The organism is Marinomonas sp. 5E14-1 (genome assembly GCF_039939215.1).
Classification (GTDB): Bacteria; Pseudomonadota; Gammaproteobacteria; order Pseudomonadales; family Marinomonadaceae; genus Marinomonas.
This window is the reverse complement of sequence record NZ_JBDXMW010000002.1, coordinates 186,062-208,333: the sequence shown is the minus strand read 5'-3', so window position 1 is coordinate 208,333 and position 22,272 is coordinate 186,062. Positions and strand designations below refer to the sequence as shown.

16 protein-coding genes are annotated in these 22,272 nt (G+C 43.2%); 11 read left to right on the top strand and 5 right to left on the bottom strand.

The annotated features are described in order from the left end of the window. Positions 1 to 16: 16 nt before the first annotated feature. From ABFY09_RS02600 to ABFY09_RS02590, 3 genes are read right to left on the bottom strand one after another with little or no spacing between them, the layout of a single operon-like run. Positions 17 to 3,376, bottom strand: coding sequence for a transglutaminase family protein (locus ABFY09_RS02600; protein WP_347982731.1), 3,360 nt, complete (start codon positions 3,374 to 3,376; stop codon positions 17 to 19). Beyond that, entirely contained in the window at positions 3,373 to 4,317 is a 945-nt protein-coding gene (locus ABFY09_RS02595; RefSeq protein ID WP_347982730.1) for an alpha-E domain-containing protein, read from the bottom strand. Before ABFY09_RS02595 ends, ABFY09_RS02600 begins: the two co-directional genes overlap by 4 nt. Before the next feature lie 2 nt (positions 4,318 to 4,319). Continuing rightward, complete coding sequence (locus ABFY09_RS02590) at positions 4,320 to 5,774, bottom strand: circularly permuted type 2 ATP-grasp protein (protein WP_347982729.1); 1,455 nt, start codon at positions 5,772 to 5,774, stop codon at positions 4,320 to 4,322. A 339-nt stretch (positions 5,775 to 6,113) separates the two neighbouring features. On the opposite strand from ABFY09_RS02590, the gene ABFY09_RS02585 reads away from it, so the two are divergent. From ABFY09_RS02585 to erpA, 7 genes are all read left to right on the top strand, one after another. Further along, entirely contained in the window at positions 6,114 to 7,304 is a 1,191-nt protein-coding gene (locus ABFY09_RS02585) for an FAD-dependent monooxygenase (RefSeq protein WP_347982728.1), read from the top strand. 259 nt (positions 7,305 to 7,563) lie between these two features. Then, positions 7,564 to 7,707 (top strand): hypothetical protein, encoded by a 144-nt coding sequence (locus ABFY09_RS02580; RefSeq protein WP_347982727.1) that lies wholly within the window; start codon positions 7,564 to 7,566, stop codon positions 7,705 to 7,707. Positions 7,708 to 8,046: 339 nt separating this feature from the next. Beyond that, on the top strand, positions 8,047 to 8,928 hold the full coding sequence (locus ABFY09_RS02575; RefSeq protein ID WP_347982726.1) for a DMT family transporter: 882 nt from the start codon (positions 8,047 to 8,049) through the stop codon (positions 8,926 to 8,928). A gap of 263 nt (positions 8,929 to 9,191) precedes the next feature. Continuing rightward, positions 9,192 to 10,379 carry an efflux RND transporter periplasmic adaptor subunit gene (locus ABFY09_RS02570; protein ID WP_347982725.1) on the top strand — a complete coding sequence of 396 codons (1,188 nt, stop codon included), beginning with the start codon at positions 9,192 to 9,194 and terminating at the stop codon, positions 10,377 to 10,379. Positions 10,380 to 10,391: 12 nt separating this feature from the next. After that, the gene (locus ABFY09_RS02565) at positions 10,392 to 13,535 is read left to right on the top strand and encodes an efflux RND transporter permease subunit (protein ID WP_347982724.1); all 3,144 of its coding nucleotides are present in this window, start codon (positions 10,392 to 10,394) and stop codon (positions 13,533 to 13,535) included. A 321-nt stretch (positions 13,536 to 13,856) separates the two neighbouring features. Beyond that, positions 13,857 to 15,464: a peptide chain release factor 3 gene (locus ABFY09_RS02560; protein ID WP_347982723.1), complete on the top strand. Its 1,608-nt coding sequence runs from the start codon at positions 13,857 to 13,859 to the stop codon at positions 15,462 to 15,464. Positions 15,465 to 15,534: 70 nt separating this feature from the next. Continuing rightward, positions 15,535 to 15,882: an iron-sulfur cluster insertion protein ErpA gene (gene erpA, locus ABFY09_RS02555; protein WP_317002814.1), complete on the top strand. Its 348-nt coding sequence runs from the start codon at positions 15,535 to 15,537 to the stop codon at positions 15,880 to 15,882. Between the two features lie 102 nt (positions 15,883 to 15,984). Here the strand turns inward: erpA and ABFY09_RS02550 are convergent, their stop codons facing one another. Then, positions 15,985 to 16,824 carry a hypothetical protein gene (locus tag ABFY09_RS02550; RefSeq protein WP_347982722.1) on the bottom strand — a complete coding sequence of 280 codons (840 nt, stop codon included), beginning with the start codon at positions 16,822 to 16,824 and terminating at the stop codon, positions 15,985 to 15,987. Positions 16,825 to 16,926: 102 nt separating this feature from the next. Beyond that, a complete protein-coding gene (locus tag ABFY09_RS02545) occupies positions 16,927 to 17,229 on the bottom strand; it encodes a YhbY family RNA-binding protein (RefSeq protein ID WP_317002816.1) in 303 nt (100 codons plus the stop codon). A 99-nt stretch (positions 17,230 to 17,328) separates the two neighbouring features. On the opposite strand from ABFY09_RS02545, the gene rlmE reads away from it, so the two are divergent. The 4 genes from rlmE to glmM are packed head-to-tail and all read left to right on the top strand — an operon-like array spanning position 17,329 to position 22,190. Continuing rightward, entirely contained in the window at positions 17,329 to 17,949 is a 621-nt protein-coding gene (gene rlmE, locus ABFY09_RS02540) for a 23S rRNA (uridine(2552)-2'-O)-methyltransferase RlmE (protein ID WP_347982721.1), read from the top strand. 60 nt (positions 17,950 to 18,009) lie between these two features. Further along, a complete protein-coding gene (gene ftsH / locus ABFY09_RS02535; protein ID WP_347982720.1) occupies positions 18,010 to 19,980 on the top strand; it encodes an ATP-dependent zinc metalloprotease FtsH in 1,971 nt (656 codons plus the stop codon). Between the two features lie 30 nt (positions 19,981 to 20,010). Then, complete coding sequence (folP, locus tag ABFY09_RS02530; protein ID WP_347982719.1) at positions 20,011 to 20,844, top strand: dihydropteroate synthase; 834 nt, start codon at positions 20,011 to 20,013, stop codon at positions 20,842 to 20,844. Beyond that, the gene (gene glmM / locus ABFY09_RS02525; protein WP_347982718.1) at positions 20,844 to 22,190 is read left to right on the top strand and encodes a phosphoglucosamine mutase; all 1,347 of its coding nucleotides are present in this window, start codon (positions 20,844 to 20,846) and stop codon (positions 22,188 to 22,190) included. The genes folP and glmM overlap by 1 nt, the downstream gene beginning before the upstream one ends. The last annotated feature ends 82 nt before the right edge of the window (positions 22,191 to 22,272 follow it).

The window sequence follows — 22,272 nt, the reverse complement described above, 5'->3', positions numbered from 1 at the left end:
GCCTAAAAATTAAATATTAGAGAACATTATACTGCTTCCTTAGGTCTAATGTATGCGGATATTCATTCATTGGTTCTTCCGCTGGTGGCGACATAGGACGAGGCGCTTCTTCATTAGGGTAAAAAGCGCGTAAAGCACTGAATGCTGGCGGTGGTGACAATGCGCCTTGAGTGAAGCCATGATCCCAGAAACGATTCACACGTCTCGCTTCTGCTTCATTGCTGTTCACAGGTACATTGTCGTAAGTCCGGCCTCCAGGGTGAGATACATGATAAGTGCAGCCACCTACCGATAAGCCATTCCACGTATCAATAAGGTCAAATACCAAAGGGGTGTCCATGCCAAGAGTTGGGTGTAAAGCAGAAGGCGGCGCCCATGCTTTATAACGAACGGCACCAACATACTCGCCTTTACGACCAGTTGAGCGAATGGGTACTCTGCGGCCATTACAACTTAAGACATATCGACTGTCTGTTAAGCCAGACAGTTTGACTTGTAATCGCTCGACAGAAGAGTCTACATAACGGGCTGTGCCTGACCCTGTGACTTCTTCACCAAGAACGTGCCAAGGCTCGATTGCCCAGCGTAATTCGATCTCCATGTCGTCAATTTTCTTACGGCCATAATGAGGGAAACGGAACTCTTCAAAAGGCGCAAGCCATTCCAATTTGAATGGGAAGCCGTGACGCTGTAAATCTTCGACAACTTCTTTCACATCTTGCCAAACAAAGTGTGGCATCATGAATTTGTCGTGCAGGCTGGTTCCCCAGCGAACAAGTGGCTTTTTGTACGGTTCCTTCCAGAAACGAGCAACCAAGCAACGTAGCAATAGCATTTGCACCAAAGACATATGAGGGTGTGGTGGCATTTCAAAACCACGGAATTCTAATAAACCTTGCCGACCGCTTGCGCTTCCTGCTGCATAAAGTTTATCGATACAAAACTCTGAACGGTGCGTGTTACCTGTGATATCGACCAATAAATTACGCATCAGTCGATCGGCTAACCACGGCTCATCCACTAAGCCTTCTGGCATGTTTTGGAAAGCGATTTCCATTTCATACAGAGCTTCGTCTCGGCCTTCATCTGGTCGAGGTGCTTGGCTGGTAGGGCCAATGAACATGCCAGAGAACAGGTACGACAAACCAGGGTGATGCTGCCAGAATGTCACCAAGCTTTGCAATAATTCTGGGCGACGTAATAGTGGGCTGTCGGCAGGAGTACGACCACCTAATGTGACGTGATTACCGCCACCGGTTCCTGTGTGACGACCATCTAGCATGAATTTTTCTGCGCCGAGGCGAGACAAATAGGCTTGATGGTAGAGGGTTTCCGTATTGTGAACCAATTCTTTCCAGCTTGATGCAGGATGAATGTTCACTTCAATCACACCTGGGTCAGGTGTGATTAGGAACTTCTGTAAACGTGGATCTTTCGGTGGTTCGTAACCTTCAATTACGATCGGAAGTTCTAATTCCTTCGCCACTTGCTCCATGTATTCTAGCAAAGACACAAAGTGTTCTAAGTGTGTCATAGGTGGCATAAAGATATGCAAACGACCATCGCGAGGTTCGATACACAAAGAGGTTCGAATAACGTTTTTGAGCACTTTTTCTTGCTTAGTGGACGCTTTTGGAGTCACTTTCGCTGCACTTGGTTTGGCTGAATTACTGGGTGATGGTGATTCTTTTTTATTCGCCAATGGCTGTCGTGGATCAAAAGGGTCTCTGTCTGGAATTCTGTCTTCTTCCGCTACAGCAGGCAGAGAATTAAGTGGTAAGCGATAACCCATTGGGCTGTCACCAGGTATGAGTGTAATCACATCACTTCGCATTGGCCAAAGTGAGCTGTCCCAACTATTAGTGACGGTATTAAACTCTAACGGCAACAAATAACCTGTGGTTTGGCTCAATCCACGGTTTAATAATTTTGCCAAGCGGCGGCGTTCTAAATCGTCTTTTAGATCCGCTTTGGTTGGGTCTGCATCCGCAGGCAAAGACTGCTCTAACCATAGATAGTACAAGGTATCTTCGTAAGTGCTCTGAAGGTACTTTTTATCTAGGTTAAGCTGCTCACATAAGGCTGTGCCAAAAGCTTCTGCGTCTTTGATAGTATGTTTATAGTTAGTATCAACACGAGCCAGATATTTTGGATCATTCCAAAGGGCGGCGCCGTCAGTTCGCCAGAAACATCCTAGTGCCCAACGAGGAATTTCCTCGCCTGGATACCATTTACCTTGTCCATAGTGAAGTAGGCCATTTGCGCCAAATTCTTGCTTCATTTTTAGAAGTAAGTCTTTCGCAAGCTTGAGCTTATCTGCACCTAACGCACCTGTATTCCATTGCTCGGAATCCATGTCGTCAATGGAAACAAAGGTCGGCTCGCCACCCATAGTAAGACGAACATCGCCTTTCTCAAGTTCTTCATCAACAGCAAACCCAAGTGCTTTGATGGTTTCCCATTCGCCTTCTGCATAAGGTTTTGTAACGCGAGGGTCTTCGTGAATACGAGTAACTGTGTTGCTGTAGCTGAATTCACATTCACATTCGTCGATGAGACCAGTGATTGGCGCCGCAGAAGCCGGCTCAGGAGTACAAGCTAAAGGGATGTGACCTTCACCTGCGAATAATCCAGAAGTCGGATCTAACCCAACCCAGCCTGCGCCAGGTAAGAATACTTCACACCAAGCATGTAAGTCAGTGAAATCTTCTTCTGGTCCAGAAGGGCCATCGAGGGCTTTCACGTCGGCAGTCAGTTGAACCAAATAACCCGATGCAAAACGAGCAGCAAAACCAAGACTACGAAGAATTTGAACCAATAACCAAGATGTGTCGCGGCAAGACCCTTTTTTCAATGTCAGGGTTTCTTCACAAGTTTGAACGCCTGGCTCCAGACGAATTCCGTAACCGATATCACTCGCTAATCGACTGTTGATGGCAACCAGAAAGTCATTTACTGGTGTGTTTTTGCGGTCAACGGTTGATAGCCATTTGTCCAATAATGGACAAGATTCTGTGACTTTTAAATAAGGCTCTAATTCTTTCTTAAGGGCTTTATCGTACGCAAAAGGGAACTCTTCTGCGTAACTTTCCACAAAGAAGTCGAATGGGTTGATCACCGTCATATCGGCGATTACTTCCACAATGAATTCAAGCTTATTGGTTTTTTCCGGAAACACTAGACGTGTCTGAAAGTTTCCAAAAGGGTCTTGTTGCACATTGATAAAGTGCTTTTCAGGCAAGACCTTTAAAGAATAATCGTGAATTTTGGTACGGGAATGCGCCGCAGGTCGTAGTCTTAAAACATGAGGGGCTACATTAATAAAGCGGTCAAACTCATAGGTGGTTTTGTGCTGTATTGCGACTCTAATGGTCATGCAGCGTCTCCCTGCCTAAATTGAAACCAGTTTTCTGTGATTTTATGGTTAATTTCAATAATGGCAATTTGTAATTCGTTAAGGTGGTTGTGGAAATCTTCGTTTAGATCTTCTGAACTTGAAAGTGGGTATTTAAATTCAAAAATTTTATTTGCTTGGGCAGCAATCAGCGCGGAGCGAGGTAGTTTTTTTGCTGCTTCACTGATTTGGCCGAAGCAATAATCCAGGCTTCGTGGGAAACATGGGTCGTTCATCAAAAAAGTTGTGGCTTTTGCGCCATTGATTGAGGTTCTGACTGTACGACGGTAATCCAAGTAAGCACTTTGAGATTTGAGGACTTTTGACCAAGTTACTTGCCCCAGTTGAATTCTGGCTTCTTGATCTGATTGCAACATTAAGGAAACTGCGGCATCTAAGATTCGTGTCCCCATGTCAGCACGTTCAAGATAGCGTCCCATGATCAAGAAATGCCAGCCAGAATCTCGACTCATTGCGCCAGCAAAAAGACCAATGATTTTTTGACAACCTTCAATAATGGTGTTCAAGAAAAGGTGACGCTCTGAACGGTTAATACCTTGTTTAATATTTTTCTGAGCGTATAGGTCTAGTTCGTTAATCAACTCCCAGGTTTCTTTAGGCACCACATCGCGAGTTGTTCGGATGTTTTCTCGAACCATTTTCAATGAAGATAAAATAGAACTGGAATTGGTGTCATCGGCTAAAAGAAACTTCACCACATTGCGCTCATCTTTCACTTTGTAACGTTGTTCGAACGCTTCCTCACCACTGAGTATTTCAATTAAGTTATACCAAGAAACGTTAATGTCGTTTGGTAGGTCAAATAGTAGGTCATCATAAACACTGACTAAACGGGCAGTGTTTTCAACACGTTCTAAGTATCTTGCGCTCCAATATAAACGCTCTGCGACTCTAGATAACATAATTATTCCCCCTTAGTGTCAACGATCCAAGTGTCTTTACTACCACCACCTTGTGACGAATTAACGACCAAAGAGCCTTTTTTCATTGCGACGCGAGTCAAGCCACCCGTTGTTACATAAGAGTCTTTGGCTTGCAAAATGAACGGACGCAAATCCAAGTGGCGAGGTTCTAATGTTCCTTTGGAAATTAGCGTGGGAGAAGTGGATAGTTTGAGCGTTGGCTGAGCTATGTAATTTCTTGGATGCTTGGTGATCAAATCTGCAAATAAAGCTTGTTCTTTTTTTGTGGAATGTGGGCCAACTAGCATGCCGTAACCACCAGATTCATTCGCAGGTTTTACTACTAATTTATCCAGATTTTCCAGCACATAAGCACGTTGTTCTGGATCATCGCATAGGAAGGTTTCAACGTTTTTAAGAATCGGCTCTTCGTTCAGATAGTAACGAATAATCTCAGGGACATAAGCATAGACAACCTTGTCGTCGGCTACACCTGCGCCAGGTGCATTGGCAAGAGCAACATTACCTTTACGCCATGCACGCATGAGTCCAGCGACACCCAAAACAGATTCTGGGTCGAAGGCTTCAGGGTCGATGAAGAGGTCGTCGATACGACGGTAAATTACATCCACACGCTCTGGGCCATTAATGGTTTTCATGTAAACGCAGTCATCACTGTCGACAAATAAGTCGCTGCCTTCCACCAACTCTGCTCCCATTTGTTGAGCAAGAAAGGCGTGTTCGAAATAAGCTGAGTTGTATATGCCGGGCGTTAAAACCACGATTTCTGGGTTTTCAATGTCTCTAGGAGACAAGGACGCCAAAGTATCAAATAGTTGAGATGTGTATGAATCAACAGGCAGTATGGATTCGTTCTCGAATAATTCTGGTAGTACGCGTTTAGTAATGGCGCGGTTTTCTAGCATGTAAGATACACCAGATGGGACGCGTAGGTTGTCTTCTAAAACAAAGAAGTCGCCGTTTTCATCGCGAACTAAATCAGTGCCACAAATATGAGCCCAAACACCGTAAGCAGGTGATACGCCGACGCATTCTGGTCTGAAGTTTTTGGAGTCTTTGATGATGTGTTCTGGGATGATTCCGTCTTTGATGACGTTTTGGTCGTGGTAGAGATCGTCGATGAAAAGGTTGAGTGCTTTGAGGCGTTGTTTTAGCCCTGCTTCTGCTATTTTCCAGTCTGATGCTTTTATGGTTCGGGGGACGATATCAAAGGGCCATGCTCTATCAATGTTGCCTTCTTCTGTATATACCGTGAAGCTAATACCCATTTCTTGTATGGTGGCTTCGGCTGTTGTTCGCCTCTTTTCTAGTTCTTCTTCAGATAAGCTGTCTAAATAGCCTAAAAGTTGTTTTGCTGGTGATCTTGGTGTTCCATCTTTATCAATTAACTCATCAAAAAAGTCTGATGATTGGTATTGGCTTGTTAGTGTTTCCATGTATACCTCGTTCTCTACATTATCCTGGAGGCGTGTGCTTTAATTTCGCACATCTCGGTGTACTTTTTTTGTGCGCCTGCCCTATTTTTGGGAGACATCTTTTCTTTACAAGGTTAGACCAAGGATGGTCAAAGTATAGCTTTATATTTAATTCACATAATGACGACGCATTATTAACAATGTTCAAAGCAAGGATCGCGCCATACTATTTGTCTGTATAATGACGAAAAATGTTTTTTCGTTTCATGATTTAGGTCTGTTTTACAGAGAAGTAAATTCATTATCATGGTGCGCTTGTTCAGTCGATGCTGTTATTACGCATTAATAGAGGAAAGATAAGTGAGCCAAGTTAGTCACATTATAATCGTCGGCGCTGGGATTGGTGGCTTAAGCGCTGCATTAGCGTTTGCTAAGCAGAATGTTCAGGTCACGGTTTTGGAGCAGGCTGAGTGTTTTGGCGAGGTAGGAGCTGGATTGCAGATAAGCCCAAATGCGTTAAAAGTGTTGCGCTACTTGGGCTTGGAAAACGAATTAAACCAATATGCCTTCACGCCACAGCATGCTTCAATGCGTAACTACAAAACAGGTGACTATTATTTAAAAGTTCCTTTGGCGGATCAGGCTATTCATCGTTATGGTGCGCCTTATTTGCATTTGCATAGAGCAGACTTACATCGTGTATTGGCAAATGGTTGCAAGGCGGCGGGTGTTGAGTTCGTTTTAAGCGCCAATATGACTCATTATGCTGAGACAGTAGAAAAGAGCGTTCAGGTTACGTTGGATGATGGTCGCACGTTTTCTTCGGATTTGTTGGTAGGCGCAGACGGGATTCACTCCACCGTACGAGAGCAGATGTTAGGTTATGAAAAAGCGACTTTCATGAAGCAAGTCGCGTGGCGCGGGATTGTTCCGGTCAGTGAGTTGAAGGTGAAAGTTCAGCCTGATGCGTGTGTTTGGGTTGGTCCGAATCGTCACTTTGTTAGCTACTATTTACGTGGTGGTGAATATGTGAATTTTGTCGCGGTAGAAGAGCGTGATGATTGGATTTCTGAATCATGGCGAGAAGAGGGGAATGTCGCAGAGCTTAGACAAAGTTTCTCTGGTTGGCATCCTGAAGTGACAGAGATTTTGTCTGCCGCAAGCAATAGTTTTTTATGGGCATTAAATGGTCGAGATGAGCTGCCTACATGGCATCAAGGGCACGCTGTATTACTCGGAGATGCTTGTCACCCTATGCTGCCTTTTATGGCGCAGGGTGCTGCTATGGCAATCGAGGATGCTTATGTTCTGGCGAAATGTGTTGCAGATCACACGATTTCTGATGCGTTAATCGAGTATGAGAAAATCCGTAAACCACGAGCGACTAACATTCAAAAAATGTCCAAAGCCAATGCGAGCTTGTATCACATGCACGGTGGATTTGTTGGGAAAATGAAACTTAAGGCGTTAAAAGCCGCGTCTCAATTTGCACCAGACCTCATCCAGTCAAAGTTAGATCCCGTTTATGGTTATGATGTTCATCAGTTATAAAAACATGCTTATTACTTTTTTGAATTGATTTGCGTTTTGAAGCATATACTTTTGTTATATGGGGATTAATGACGGTCATGACAATTAATTATTAGTTGTCTCTATGATCGTTTTATTATCATCCCGCCTCCCTTGCTAAAATGTAACATCATAAAGTCTCCTTTAGCGCTTTTGCCAGCGTTGCGAAAAGTATTGGTGATGTCGTGGCAACGGTGAGCTTCGGTTTGAATGTTGTGCCTGCTTTTTTGTTGTTGCATCAATGGGAACCATTGCACCGATTGCTATTGATGTTGTAGAAATCGCGGATTTACCACTGTTATTGACGGTTGGTAGTAGCATTGGTTTGGCTGCGCAGTTTTATTGCTCTGCCACTAAAGATATTACTGACTTCTTCTTTGGCTAGTGTGTCGCCACTGTCATTAGTTGGTTATGTGCAATATCGCTGATTGTTAGGGTTCGCTTCGATAATTTCGATTGTATTTGCTTGGCCTAAAGTTGCTAAGTAATTAGGTGTTTTTATAAGTGTCGCAATGATGTTTATAGCCTAGGTTAAACTCAGTCTGTAGGGCTTCTTATGTGAGAACTTTTGGTCCATGTTTTAAAAGCACAATTGAGGTCTTAAATGTGAGAAGGCAAGTGGGCTTTTCATTCGCTTTTTTTTCTTTCTTGTTTTTATTTCTCTTCTTATTGTTAAACTCACCGATTTTTATCTCAGAGCATTATTGATTACTAAGGAATAAGAGTGGGGCAAAATTCTGGTTTTAGAGCTGAATGGATACTGGTTTTAGTGACTGTTTTGGCGGCTTTTGGATGGATCTTTTCCAAAGAGGCGCTGGCAGGATTACCGCCTTTGTTCTTCATGGGGACTCGCTTTCTGATAGCTGGTTTTGTTTTGTTCCTTGTTGGGAAAAAACACTTTCGTGTTATGCAGCGGGTAGACGTCAAGCAAGCGATTATGATCGGTGCTGTTATGGGGATTGCGATGATGAGCTGGATAACAGGCTTGGATAAAGGAACGAACCTTGGTGTTGGGGCTTTTATTACCTGTCTTGGCGTGGTGTTTGTGCCGATTATTGGCCGTTTGGTATTTGGTGTTCGCTCTACTTTAAGTATTTGGGTTGCTTTGCCTGTTGCTGTTGTAGGATTAGCGTTTCTAGCGCTGAGTAATGGTTTGAGTTTTGAAGTGGCTCATTTGTATTTCCTTGGCACGGCAATTGGTATTGCTCTCCAGCTAAATTTACTGTCACGTTTTCTCGTTCGTATGCATGTTTTGGTACTGACCAGTATTCAATTAAGTACAGCAGGCGTTCTGCTGCTTTGTATATCGCTTTTGGCAGAGAGCCTACCGCAGAGTGTTGAACTAGAAGTTGTTGGATGGTTTTTCGCCAGCACATTAATCGCAACAAGTTTGCGTTATTTATTACAGACTTATGGTTTGAGTTTGACCCCCGTCAGTCATGGTGCCGTCATTATGAATTTGGAACCTGTTTGGGCTGCGATTTTTGCTGTGCTTTGGTTTGATGAAGTAATGACAATCGGTCAGGTATTTGGGTGCTTTTTAATATTTTTTGCCATGTTAGTAAGCCGCTGGTCACAAATAAAAGGGATATTTAAAAGTCATTAGCGCCTTACATTAACTTATGTCTTTTCTGACATTGGTTGATGAAAGTTTATATATCAGATGTTCACAGTTTTAAATAATGGAAAAAAAAGGGAACTTAAATGTTTTAGTGCTCGGTGGCATTAATTGTGCAGATAATTGAGTTATCTGAAACCCGGTAAAAATGTCGACTTACATTCATTTACACGTTTCATTCTACATTGTGGCTGTGCTTATACATTATAGTAATGCCAACGATTTTTTTAATTTAAAAGGAACTCAAATCAATGCTCACAAAATCAAAATACGCTTCGGGTCTTCTACTGTTAGCGCTTTTAGCGGGGTGTCAGGAAGAGGCAAAAACGAACGCTGCGCCCAAAGCAGCACCAAGTGTCCAAGTGGGTGTCGTGGTTGTTGAACCACAACGTGTGGCGCTGAAAACCGAATTGCCTGGGCGTACCGCCGCGAGCCTTGTTGCTGAAATTCGTCCTCAAGTTGGTGGTTTGGTAAATCAGCGTTTGTTTGAAGAAGGTCAAGATGTAAAAGCGGGTGACGTTTTATATTCCCTGAATGATTCCACTTATGTGTCTTCTTACAAGCAAGCTCAGGCGGATTTGGAGTCTGCAAATGCCATCTTGGCGTCGGCTCGTCAAACAGATCAACGTTTTACGGAATTGCGCAAACAAAATAACGTCTCCCAGTCCGACAGTGATGATGCACACGTGGCGTATTTAGAAGCGGTGGCGAATCAAAAGAAAGCGGAAGCGGCTTTAGAAAACGCTAAAATTAGTTTGGAATACACTAAAATTACGTCGCCTATTGCAGGGCGAATTGGTATTTCAGAAGTGACTGTGGGGGCTTTGGTAACTGGTAGCCAAACAACCGCGATGACAACGGTTCGCTCATTAGATCCTATCTATGTGGATTTGTCTCAAACCAGCTTGGACCAATTAAACCAGCGTACACTGTTGCTAGATGATGGTATTGAAGCGGGTAGTAATGAAGTATCACTGACGCTAGAAGATGGCTCTTTGTATTCCTATCAAGGTGTGCTGAAAGCGCGTGAAGTGAGCGTAGATGAATCAACAGGCAGTGTCACATTGCGAGCAGAATTCCCGAACCCAGATAACTTGCTTCTTCCGGGGATGTTTGTTCGTGGTGTGATTCATGAAGCCACTTACACAGCCGGTATTTTAGTGCCTCAAAAAGGCGTATCACGAGATGTAAGAGGTAATCCAATTGCCTATGTGGTGAGCGCGAACAATACCATTGAAAAACGCATACTAGAAACGGAGAAAGCGATTGGTAATCAATGGCTGATTGCTTCTGGAATTAACGCTGGAGATAAGCTCGTTGTTGAGGGTTCATCAAAAGTGAGACCGGGAAGTGCGGTAACCGTAGTTGAATTAACCTTCGATACTCAAACAGGCTCAATGCTTGAACAGAATGAAGCAACAACCTCGTCTTCGAACTAAGGGAGTATCCAAATGTTAGCGCAATTTTTTATTAACCGACCGGTTTTTGCTTGGGTTATTTCCATTGCCATTATGTTGGCGGGTTTAGGCGCAATTACTACGCTGCCTGTTTCTCAATATCCGGATGTGGCACCGCCTTCTATCAATATTTCAGCCACTTATACGGGGGCATCGGCTGAAACGGTTGAGAACAGTGTAACTCAAGTCCTAGAGCAACAACTTACAGGGCTTGATGGGTTGCTGTATTTTTCTTCTTCCAGTACTTCAACGGGCAGTTCCGATATTACGGTGACGTTTGAACAAGGTACAGACGCTGATTTGGCCCAAGTTCAAGTGCAGAATAAAGTTCAGCAAGTGACCTCTAGCCTGCCAGAGGCTGTGCAGCAAAGTGGTGTGACCGTAACAAAGTCGAACTCCGATTTTCTCTTGGTTGCTGCTCTTTATGATGAAACGGATACCGACAGCGCGTTTGATGTGTCTGATTTTATGGTGAGCAGTGTTGAAGACATTGTTGCTCGAGTAGATGGCGTGGGCAGTATTCGCGTGTTTGGTGCTCAATACTCCATGCGTATTTGGTTAGATCCATTGAAATTGGCCTCGTACAATTTAATTCCTTCTGATGTGTCTGCTGCCGTCAATACACAAAACACTCAAATTGCAGCCGGCAGCCTAGGTGCCTTTCCTGCTCTTGAAAGCCAAGAGTTGAATGTTTCTGTCACCGCTCAATCAAAACTACAAACCGTAGAAGAGTTTGAAAAGATCATCTTGGCTTATGATGACAGTGGCGCAACGGTTCGCTTGAGTGATGTGGCGAGAATTGAAATCGGTAGTGAATCTTACTCTAATATGGTGCGCTTAAATGGTCACCCAGGTTCAGGTATGGCGGTGATGTTGTCTCCTGGTGCAAATGCCTTATCTACCTCTGAAGGGGTGAAAGCGGCATTGGCTGAATTAGAGCCAAATCTGCCTGATGGTTATAAGTTGGCTTATCCTGTAGACAGTACGGCATTCATTAAAATCTCTATTGAAGAGGTCGTGAAGACATTATTCGAGGCCATTGTATTAGTGGTCATCGTCATGTTTATTTTCTTGCAAAATTGGCGAGCTACGCTTATTCCTGCCATTGCGGTTCCTGTGGTTTTGCTGGGTGTGTTTGGGGTATTAGAAGTTGCTGGTTTTTCGATTAATACCTTAACCATGTTTGGCATAGTGTTATCTATTGGTTTGCTGGTGGATGATGCCATTGTGGTAGTTGAAAACGTAGAAAGGGTCATGGAAGAAGAAGGGCTTTCTCCTAAAGAAGCCACGATTAAATCCATGAAAGAAATCACCAGTGCTTTGATTGGTATTGCGGTTGTGTTGTCGGCTGTGTTTTTACCGATGGCTTTTTTCAGCGGTTCTGCTGGCGTTATTTATCGTCAGTTTTCTGTGACGATTGTGGCCGCAATGACATTGTCTGTGGTGGTGGCACTAACGCTTACGCCTGCTTTGTGTGCCACATTGCTTAAGCCAAATCATGGTATGCCAAAAACAGGTTTAGGTGGTTGGTTTAACCGTAACTTCGACCGGGCGACGAATCGTTATTCGGGTCGAGTGGAGCGTTTAGTAAAACAGCCAATGCGCTGGTTGTTTGGCTATGGTCTTATTGTGGCGGGCTTGGTTTATATGATGAACAACTTGCCAACGGGCTTTCTACCGACGGAAGACCAAGGTCGAGTGATTGTTATGGTGTCATTACCTGAAGGTGCTTCTCAAGCTCGTACAAATGAAGTGATGCGTAAGGTTGAAGATCACTTTTTGAACACAGAAAAAGACAATGTGAGAGCGTTATTTACGGTGTCTGGTTTTAACTTCATGGGAAGTGGTCAGAATGCTGGTCTTGCTTTCGCCGCGTTAACGGATTGGTCCGAACGTGAAGACCCTAAAGACAGTGCCGGTGCCATTGTAGGGCGTTCTTATGGGGCGTTTGGGAAAATTCGTGACGCCCGTATCTTCTCATTGATTCCACCTTCTATCCGTGGCTTGGGTCAAACGAATGGCTTTACTTTCCAATTGTTGGCGTCGGGTAATACCAGTCGTGAGACACTCATTGAAATGCGTGATGAGTTATTAACGAATGCTCGTACCAGCCCTTTGTTGACGGGGGTTCGTTTGAGTGGTGAGTCAGAAGCGCCACAATTGAAAATTGACATAGACCAAGAAAAAGCCTCGGCGCTTGGTTTGTCTTTGTCCAACATTAGCTCGACCTTGACCAGTGCATGGGCAGGCACTTATATAAATGACTTCATTGATCGTGGTCGTGTGAAGAAAGTTTATATGCAAGGTGATGCACAATATCGTTCAACGCCTGAAAACTTGCAGCATTGGTATGTGCGCGGAAGCGACAATACCATGACGCCAATGTCGGCCTTTATGACCAGTGAATGGTCTTATGGCCCAAAAACTTTGAACCGATTTAATGGTTCTGCGTCTTATGGTATTCAAGGTTCAGGGGCTGATGGTATCAGCTCTGGTGTTGCAATGGATGAGCTGCAAAGACTTTCTGATGAGATGCCGCCAGGGTCAATTGGTGCGTGGAGTGGCTTGTCTTATCAAGAACGATTGTCTGGTGGTCAAACCCAGCTATTGTATGGATTGTCTATTTTAGTGGTTTTCTTATGTCTTGCGGCCTTGTATGAAAGTTGGACTGTGCCTTTTTCTGTGATGTTGGTCATTCCATTAGGTGTTATTGGTGCGGCAGCAGCGGCGCATCTTCGTGGTTTGGAAAACGATGTGTATTTCCAAGTCGCCTTGTTGACGACGATAGGTTTGTCATCAAAGAATGCCATCTTAATTGTTGAGTTTGCAGAAGCGGCTTACAGTAAAGGTGCGAATGCCTGGGATGCTGCGGTGGAAGCGGCGCAATTGCGTTTACGTCCGATTATTATGACCTCTTTAGCCTTCATTGTCGGGACCTTGCCTTTGGCCTTGTCTTCAGGGGCTGGTGCAAATAGCCGTATCTCTATTGGTTCTGGTATTGTCGGTGGCACATTAACTGCGACAGTATTGGCAATCTTCTTTGTGCCATTGTTCTTTGTTGTTGTTCGCCGCTTGTTCCCTAAGCGCAAGAACGCAGAAAGGAGTGGAGCAATAGAAAGTACAAATCATCATGATTAGAGTTGTGTAATGAGTCATTTAAAAGGAGCCTAGACCTTGTCAGTCTGGTTCCTTTTTTTATAACAAACATCTTGTTGTGAAGTTAGTTCGTTATGTTCTGCTAGTGCTTTGTATGAGTGGTGCTGCCATTTTTTCTTGTTAATAGGTTTACTGAAGTAAATCCCTTGGAATATTAATACTCCCTAGTTTAAATGGTTTGGCAAAAGCGTGTCTGAGTATGCTTTCTGGTCAGCATTGATTGTGTATAAGTGGAAAATCAGCGAAAATAGCGCCAATTATTTTAACCTCACTTTTACGTACTCTGTTTTTAGGGTGCGTCTTATGCACAGTAGAAGACCATTTATCATGTCCCAAGAGTTTATCGATCAAGTCGAGCAGCGCCGCACCTTTGCGATTATTTCCCACCCTGATGCGGGTAAAACCACCATTACTGAAAAGCTTTTGTTGCTTGGCCAGTTGATTCAAACAGCAGGTTCGGTGAAAGGGCGAAAAGGTGATAAGCATGCAACATCTGACTGGATGGCGATGGAGAAGCAGCGTGGTATTTCGATTACCTCTTCTGTGATGCAGTTTCCTTACAAAGATCGTATGGTGAACCTACTTGATACACCTGGACACGAAGATTTCTCGGAAGATACTTATCGTACTTTAACCGCTGTTGACTCTGTATTGATGGTGATTGATGGCGCTAAAGGTGTTGAGGATCGAACCATTAAATTAATGGATGTGTGTCGTCTGCGTGATACGCCAATTTTAACTTTTATTAACAAAATGGACCGAGATATTCGTGATCCAATCGAGTTGTTAGATGAAGTAGAAGAAGTTTTGAAAATCGCTGCTGCACCGATTACTTGGCCGATTGGTATGAGTGATTTCTTTAAAGGTGTTTATAATCTTTACACAGATACGATTCATGTTTTTGTGCGTGGTCGAGGTCATACCTTGATGGACGATATTCGTATTGAAGGCTTGGAGTCTGATGAAGCGAAAGAGCTGCTTGGTGATGATTGGGAAGCGTACATGGAAGAAATTGAACTTGTTCGTGGTGCGAGTCATGAGTTTGAACTCGACGCTTATCTGGCAGGCGAATTGACGCCAGTGTTCTTTGGTACAGCCTTATCTAACTTCGGTGTTTGTGAAATGTTGGATGGATTTGTCGAGTGGGCGCCATCGCCAGTTGCTCGTGAAACCAATTCACGTGAGGTTTCTGCATTAGAAGAAAAATTCTCAGGTTTTATTTTTAAAATTCAAGCTAATATGGACCCAAAACACCGAGATCGTATTGCTTTCATGCGTGTGTGTTCTGGTACTTACAGTCGCGGAATGAAAATGCGTCATTGTCGCTTGGGTAAAGACATTAAGGTGACAGATGCTGTGTCTTTTACCGCTGGTGACCGAGACGGCGTAGAGGAGGCATTTTCGGGAGACATTATAGGTTTGCATAATCACGGTACAATTCAGATTGGTGATACCTTTACGGAAGGTGAAGATCTTAAATTTACTGGTATTCCTCACTTTGCTCCTGAACTTTTCCGTCGTGTACGACTGAAAGATCCGATGAAGATGAAAGCCCTTCAAAAAGGCTTGCAGCAACTTTCTGAAGAAGGTTCTACTCAGTTGTTTATGCCACAGCGTAACAATGAACTTATTGTTGGGGCGGTTGGTCAATTGCAATATGAAGTGGTTGCTTACCGTTTAAAGGATGAATACAAAGTGGAATGTATTTATGAGGCCGTGAATGTTAATACGGCTAGATGGGTTGAGTGTGATGATCCAAAGAAATTCGAAGAGTTTAAGAATAAGTGTCGTGATAATTTAGCGATTGATGGTGGCGGTCATTTAACTTACTTGGCTCCAACGCGAGTGAACTTAATGATGGCTGAAGAAAAATGGCCTGATGTTCGATTCCGCTCTACTCGTGAACATTGATTGATACTTGACTAAAATACTTGGTTAAGAAGATAATTCGGTCATTCAAAATAGTTATTATGGTGTCAAAATGAGTAGTGTTGAATCAGTAGATCCTATTGAGTTTACAGAGGCGGCGGCTGCGAAGTTGAAATCTTTGGTTGAGGAAGAAGAAAACGATCGTCTTAAGTTGCGTGTTTACGTGACTGGTGGCGGGTGTTCTGGCTTTCAATATGGTTTTACTTTTGATGAAGAGTATCAAGAAGATGATACAGAAGTGAAACGCGATGGCGTTAGTTTGGTGGTTGATCCTCTGAGCTTTCAGTACTTAGTTGGTTCGGAAGTAGACTATAAAGAAAATTTAGAAGGTTCTCGATTTACTGTGCAAAACCCAAATGCCACATCAACTTGCGGTTGTGGTGCGAGTTTTAGTATTTAGTATTTAGTATTTCTATCTGATTTTCTCTTATTTGATGTGAAAAAGCCCTTTGTTAATGTAAAGGGCTTTTTTGTTTTTTTGGCTACTTCAATTGCTAATAAGTTAGGCCTTTGTATAGATATTATTGGCTTGGAGATATCTTTCATCATTGCTCATGGCACTACTATCTAACGGTTTGTAATGGGCGAAAAAGAGCAAGCCGATCTCTTTGTCTCCTAATACAACGGGCGTTAAGGCATTATTTTTTGCACGCCAAATTCTTAAACCAGAGGTGTTGGTCGGATCCTGGTTTGCAGAGATTTTGCTCTGGTTAATATGTGAATACAGGGGCGATAGTTGGTCTGGCTCGCCATCTTGATCGAGAAAAATATGATAATGGGTCAGTTGCTGCGATAGGAAATCAGGTGAATAAGGGGTGTTTAACACTGGTAGCCAGATCTCTTTTGGCAGTGTATGGAACAAACTGTGTGTTTCTGGTGAACCATGGTGAGGTGACAGCAATAATGTCATCTCAATTGGCACACCATAAGCAGGCTTTACTGGAATATGGAAAATTAACTGCTTGGCTGGTGGTTGCTTATGTATTTCCGGCTCGATGTAGCCAGCTGTTCTTTGAGAGCTTTCTGTTTTTATTGGTGGTACTTGTAAAAAGAGTTTCCATTCTTTTGAATCTAAAGAAAGTTCTTCCGGTGAGTGTAGATGTAGCTTTGTGCTCATTGTATGGCTCAAAACATGTTCGATAAGATTGGCAAACACACTTGCGGGGGCGGTTAGTTGAGTTTTCTCGTGGCTATCAAGGTGAATTTCTTTAACTTGATTGCCTGCTGAACTCAAATCAACAGAGTCTTTATGGCTGATGGTAGGGCGTTTTCTTTCCCTATTGATCAGTTTTTTTCCGCTCGATTGAGGGCTGGCTTTATTGATTGCCTCTATAAATAACATGCTCCGGCTCCTGTGATACCTGTCAAAGGTATCGGCCGAAATCTAGAGGGGTTTAGAGATAGTCGTTTTTTTTAAACAAAAAGACCATCTCTTATGTCGCCATTAACGTAGTAAGTTAGATAGCTTTGGATTTGGCTCTAGGGCTGCGCGATAAAAGAGTGCGACTTTGCCAATCGTTTGAACGGTTTCACATTTCATTATTTTGCTAATTTCCGCAATTAATGCAGTTCGTACATCACGGTCCGCAATGCTAATGCGTACTTTGATAAGCTCATGATCTTCAAGGGCGCGATCTACTTCTGTTAATACGGTTTCAGTTAAGCCGTTGCCCGCTATCATGACGACTGGGTTAAGGGCGTGTCCGATTAGACGATATTGCTTTTTTTGGGCGTTTGTAATGCTCATAGTAAAATTTTCTCATATTAGTTGACCCTCTTTATTGGAGGCTTTAGAGGTTAAGCGATATTATAGCGGAATATAGACTGATTTAGGTATGATGAAAACGTGGCAAGATCAAAAAGTAGTAATAGTTGGATGAAGGAACATTTTGATGATCCTTATGTCAAAAAATCCCAGCAAGATGGTTATCGTTCTAGAGCAAGCTACAAGCTGATAGAAATTAACGATAAGGATAAGCTGTTTCGACCTGCAATGCGTGTGGTAGATTTAGGCGCAGCGCCAGGAGGCTGGTCTCAAATTGCGGCTAAACTTGTGGGAGACAAGGGTACGATTATTGCGTCTGATATTTTGGAGATGGCGCCACTACCCGGTGTGAGGTTTGTTCAGGGAGATTTTACTGAGCAAGAGGTTTACGAGGCCATTTTGGCTGAAATGGGTAATGAAAAAGCAGATCTTGTAATTTCAGATATGGCCCCCAATATGAGTGGTAACAGTTCTTCAGATCAGCCGCAAGCTATGTATCTTGTAGAGCTTGCATTGGATATGGCAGCTCAAGTGCTACGTCCAGATGGGAATTTTTTGGTTAAAGTGTTTCAGGGTGAGGGGTTTGAAGAATACCTCAAAGCCATGCGGGCTCAATTTTCGTCTGTGGTAACACGGAAACCAGATGCATCGCGAGCGAGAAGTCGCGAAGTTTATTTATTAGGAAGACAATACAAAGGTTAATCGAACATGTTCTGATACTATTATCAGATACATTAAAAATAACCGTTTAGAGGTGTGCTCTTGAACGACATGATGAAAAATATACTGTTGTGGTTAGTTATTGCAGCTGTACTGCTAACAGTTTTTAACAATTTTAATACTCCGGCTGAAACAAATCGAATTACTTATTCTGAATTTGTGAAAGAGGTTCAAGACGGCCGTATCGCAAAAGTAACTGTTGATGGCTATATCATTAGCGGTAACAGAACGAGCGGAGATTCGTTTGATACTGTTCGTCCTGCTGCTGCAGATCCTAAAATAATGGATGATTTGCTAAACAATAATGTTGTTGTTGAAGGGCGTTTGCCTGAGCAAACAAGTATTTGGACTCAGTTGCTTGTAGCGAGTTTCCCTATTCTGCTTATTCTTGCCATTTTTATGTTCTTCATGCGACAAATGCAAGGTGGTGGTGGCGGTAAGGGCGGGCCAATGTCTTTTGGTAAGTCTAAAGCGCGCTTGTTACCAGAAGATCAGATTAAGACAACGTTTGCTGATGTCGCTGGTTGTGATGAAGCGAAAGAAGACACTGAAGAGTTGGTGGACTTTTTACGAGAGCCGAGTAAATTTCAGCGCTTAGGTGGTAAGATTCCACGTGGTATTTTGATGTGTGGCCCTCCAGGTACAGGTAAGACTTTACTTGCAAAAGCGATTGCTGGGGAAGCGAAAGTGCCTTTCTTTACGATTTCTGGTTCTGATTTCGTTGAAATGTTTGTTGGTGTTGGTGCGTCTCGTGTGCGCGACATGTTTGAGCAGGCTAAGAAACATGCACCTTGCATTATCTTTATTGATGAGATCGATGCGGTAGGTCGTAACCGTGGTTCCGGTATGGGTGGCGGTAATGATGAGCGTGAGCAAACGTTGAACCAGTTGTTGGTTGAAATGGATGGCTTTGAAGGTAACGAGGGTATTATTGTTATCGCGGCAACTAACCGTCCTGATGTATTGGATCCAGCATTGTTACGTCCTGGTCGTTTTGATCGTCAGGTACAAGTAGGTTTGCCAGATATTCGTGGTCGTGAGCAGATTCTCAAAGTGCATTTGCGTAAAGTGCCTTGCGATGATGATGTTGAGCCAAAAAACATTGCTCGTGGTACACCGGGTTTCTCTGGTGCTGATCTTGCTAACCTAGTAAACGAAGCGGCATTGTTTGCTGCTCGCTCTAATCGCCGTTTGGTAAATATGGAGCAACTTGAATTAGCCAAAGATAAAATCCTCATGGGCGCTGAGCGTAAAACCATGGTGATGAGTGATAAAGAAAAGTTAAACACGGCATATCATGAAGCGGGCCATACTATTATTGGTTACTTGGTCCCTGAACATGATCCTGTGTATAAAGTATCTATTATTCCTCGTGGCCGTGCTCTGGGCGTTACCATGTATTTACCTGAAGAAGATAAGTACAGTGTCAGTAAAATCGGTTTGGAAAGCCAAGTGTGTAGCTTATATGGTGGACGTATTGCCGAAGAAATGATTCATGGGTTTGATGGTGTTTCTACTGGTGCGTCTAATGATATTGAGCGTGCAACTAGCATTGCTCGTAACATGGTTACTAAGTGGGGTTTGTCTGAAAAGCTTGGTCCATACGCATACGAAGAAGATGAAAACAGCGGTAGCTACATTTCAGGACCTACTGGAAGTAAAGCGAACTATTTCTCACCAGAAACTGGCAAAGTAATAGATGCTGAAGTTCAAGATATCATTGCTCGTTGTTATACTAAAGCGACTGAAATACTGCATGAAAACCGCTCTAAGCTGGATGTTATGGCTGAAGCCTTAATGCAGTATGAAACAATTGATGCGAAGCAAATTAAAGAAATTATGGATGGTAAAAAGCCATCGGCGCCAGAAGGTTGGACGGATCCAGGTTCGACGCCACCAAAGGGTGATGTGTCTGTTGATCCTGTAAATGAGGCTGAGCCGTCTTCTGTAGATGTTTCATCAGATGATTTAGATACAAACCCAAATCAAGCTTCCAAGCCTCTGGGTGAATAATTTGTATTCGTTGTTTGATGTGGTTATGTCATGTCGTTGATATCTTTTGGGGACAAATCGTTAGATTTGTCCCTTCCTCATGTTATGGGGATATTAAATGTTACTCCGGATTCTTTTTCTGACGGCGGAGCGTTTAATTCCTTAGATTCTGCCTTGCGTCAAACGGAAAGAATGATTCAAGAAGGTGCTAGCATTATTGATGTTGGCGGTGAATCGACTCGCCCTGGTGCTGCTCCTGTTTCGGTTCAACAAGAACTTGATCGTGTTTTGCCTGTCATTGAAGCAATCAAAAAACGTTTTGATATTGTTGTGTCTGTTGATACAAGTACTGCAGACGTAATGAAAGGTGCGGCTTTTCTTAATGCGGGACTGATTAATGATGTTAGAGCGCTTGAGCGTGAAGGTGCTTTGGAAGTGGCAGCAAGTACCAATTTGCCGATTTGTTTGATGCACATGAAAGGTACGCCTAAAACAATGCAGGATCAACCCGATTACCATTCTGTTGTTTCGGATGTTGCAGCGTATTTGCTGGCTAGAGTAGATGCTTGTGAAGAAGCGGGTATTGCGAGAGATCGCCTAATATTAGATGTTGGTATTGGGTTTGGTAAAACGTTGGCTCATAATTTATCGCTAGTTAAGCATACAGAGTATTTTAAAGAATTGGGTTTTGACGTTCTGGTTGGTCTGTCTCGAAAGACCATGGTTGGCGATGTGTTAGGTTTACCAGTTGAAGAACGTTTGTATGGCACCATGGGGGCAAATGCTTCCGCTTATATGAAGGGTGCTCGTATTTTTAGGGTTCATGATGTTAGGTCGCATGTAGAAATGCTGGCGCTGATGTCTCGTATTGAGAGAGAGGTTTGATGCGTAAATATTTTGGTACAGATGGAATTCGTGGGAAGGTCGGTACAACGCCAATTACACCTGAGTTTATGCTTAAGCTTGGGTGGGCAGCTGGTCAAGTTTTTAAGGAAAATGACAAAAAAATATTAATAGGCAAAGACACTCGTATCTCAGGTTACATGTTTGAATCTGCACTTGAATCTGGCATTGTTGCTGCTGGTGCAGATGTTCGTTTGGTTGGTCCTATGCCAACACCGGCTATTGCTTATTTAACTCGTACTTTTCGTGCCAGTGCAGGCATTGTTATCAGTGCTTCTCATAACCCTTACTCAGATAACGGTATTAAGTTTTTCTCTGCAGAAGGCGGGAAAATCTCAGATGAGATCGAAGAGCGTATAGAGTATTTTCTAGAACAGCCTATGGAAGTGGTTGAATCTAGCTTGATTGGTCGTGCTAGACGAATTGAGGATGCGGCAGGGCGTTATATCGAATATTGCAAAGGCACCTTTCCAATTGGTCTGCAGTTGAGTGGATTAAAGATAATAGTCGATTGTGCTGATGGCGCTACTTATCATGTCGCACCTCGAGTTTTCTCTGAATTGGGTGCGGAAGTTATTTCCATTGGTGTGAATCCTGATGGATTAAATATCAATGAGTTTAGCGGTGCAACTAAGCCTGAGCTGTTGCGTAAAAATGTATTGGCTGAAGGAGCTGATATTGGTATTGCTCTTGATGGTGATGGCGATCGATTGATCTTGGTTGATCGTCATGGTGTGGTTTGCGATGGTGACGATATTCTTTATATTATTGCCAACCATTTGATGCAAACAGGTCGCTTTAGTGGTGGTGTTGTTGGAACCTTAATGAGCAATTTTGGTCTTGAACTAGCATTTTCTGAAACGGGTATTGGTTTTAGTCGCGCTGCGGTTGGTGACCGATACGTAAATGAAAAGCTAATGCAACATGGTTGGGTGCTTGGTGGCGAACCATCGGGTCATATTGTGTGTCGTTCAATTACCACCACGGGTGATGGTATTGTTGCTGCTCTGCAAGTGCTGAGAGCTATGGTTGAAGAGGATAAGTCATTAGACGAACTCTTGACTGGCTTGGTTAAATTTCCTCAAAAATTAAAAAATATTCGTGTAGCAAAACGTTTTGTACCTAACGAAGAACCTGCTTTGCAAAAAGCGATTGCGATTGCCAATGAGCGTTTGAATGGTTTGGGGCGAGTGTTGCTGCGAGCATCAGGTACGGAACCTTTGATTCGAGTGATGGTTGAAGGTCGTGATGATGAAACAGTTAACGAACTAGTAGACTATCTAGCGGAAGAAGTGAAGCTGGTTGTTGAGTCCAAAACATCTATATAAAGTGAATATCTTTGGTCACTTAAATAAACACTTGAAACCAAACGAGGCTTTCCATAGAATGAGCGCCTCGAATTTAGGGGTT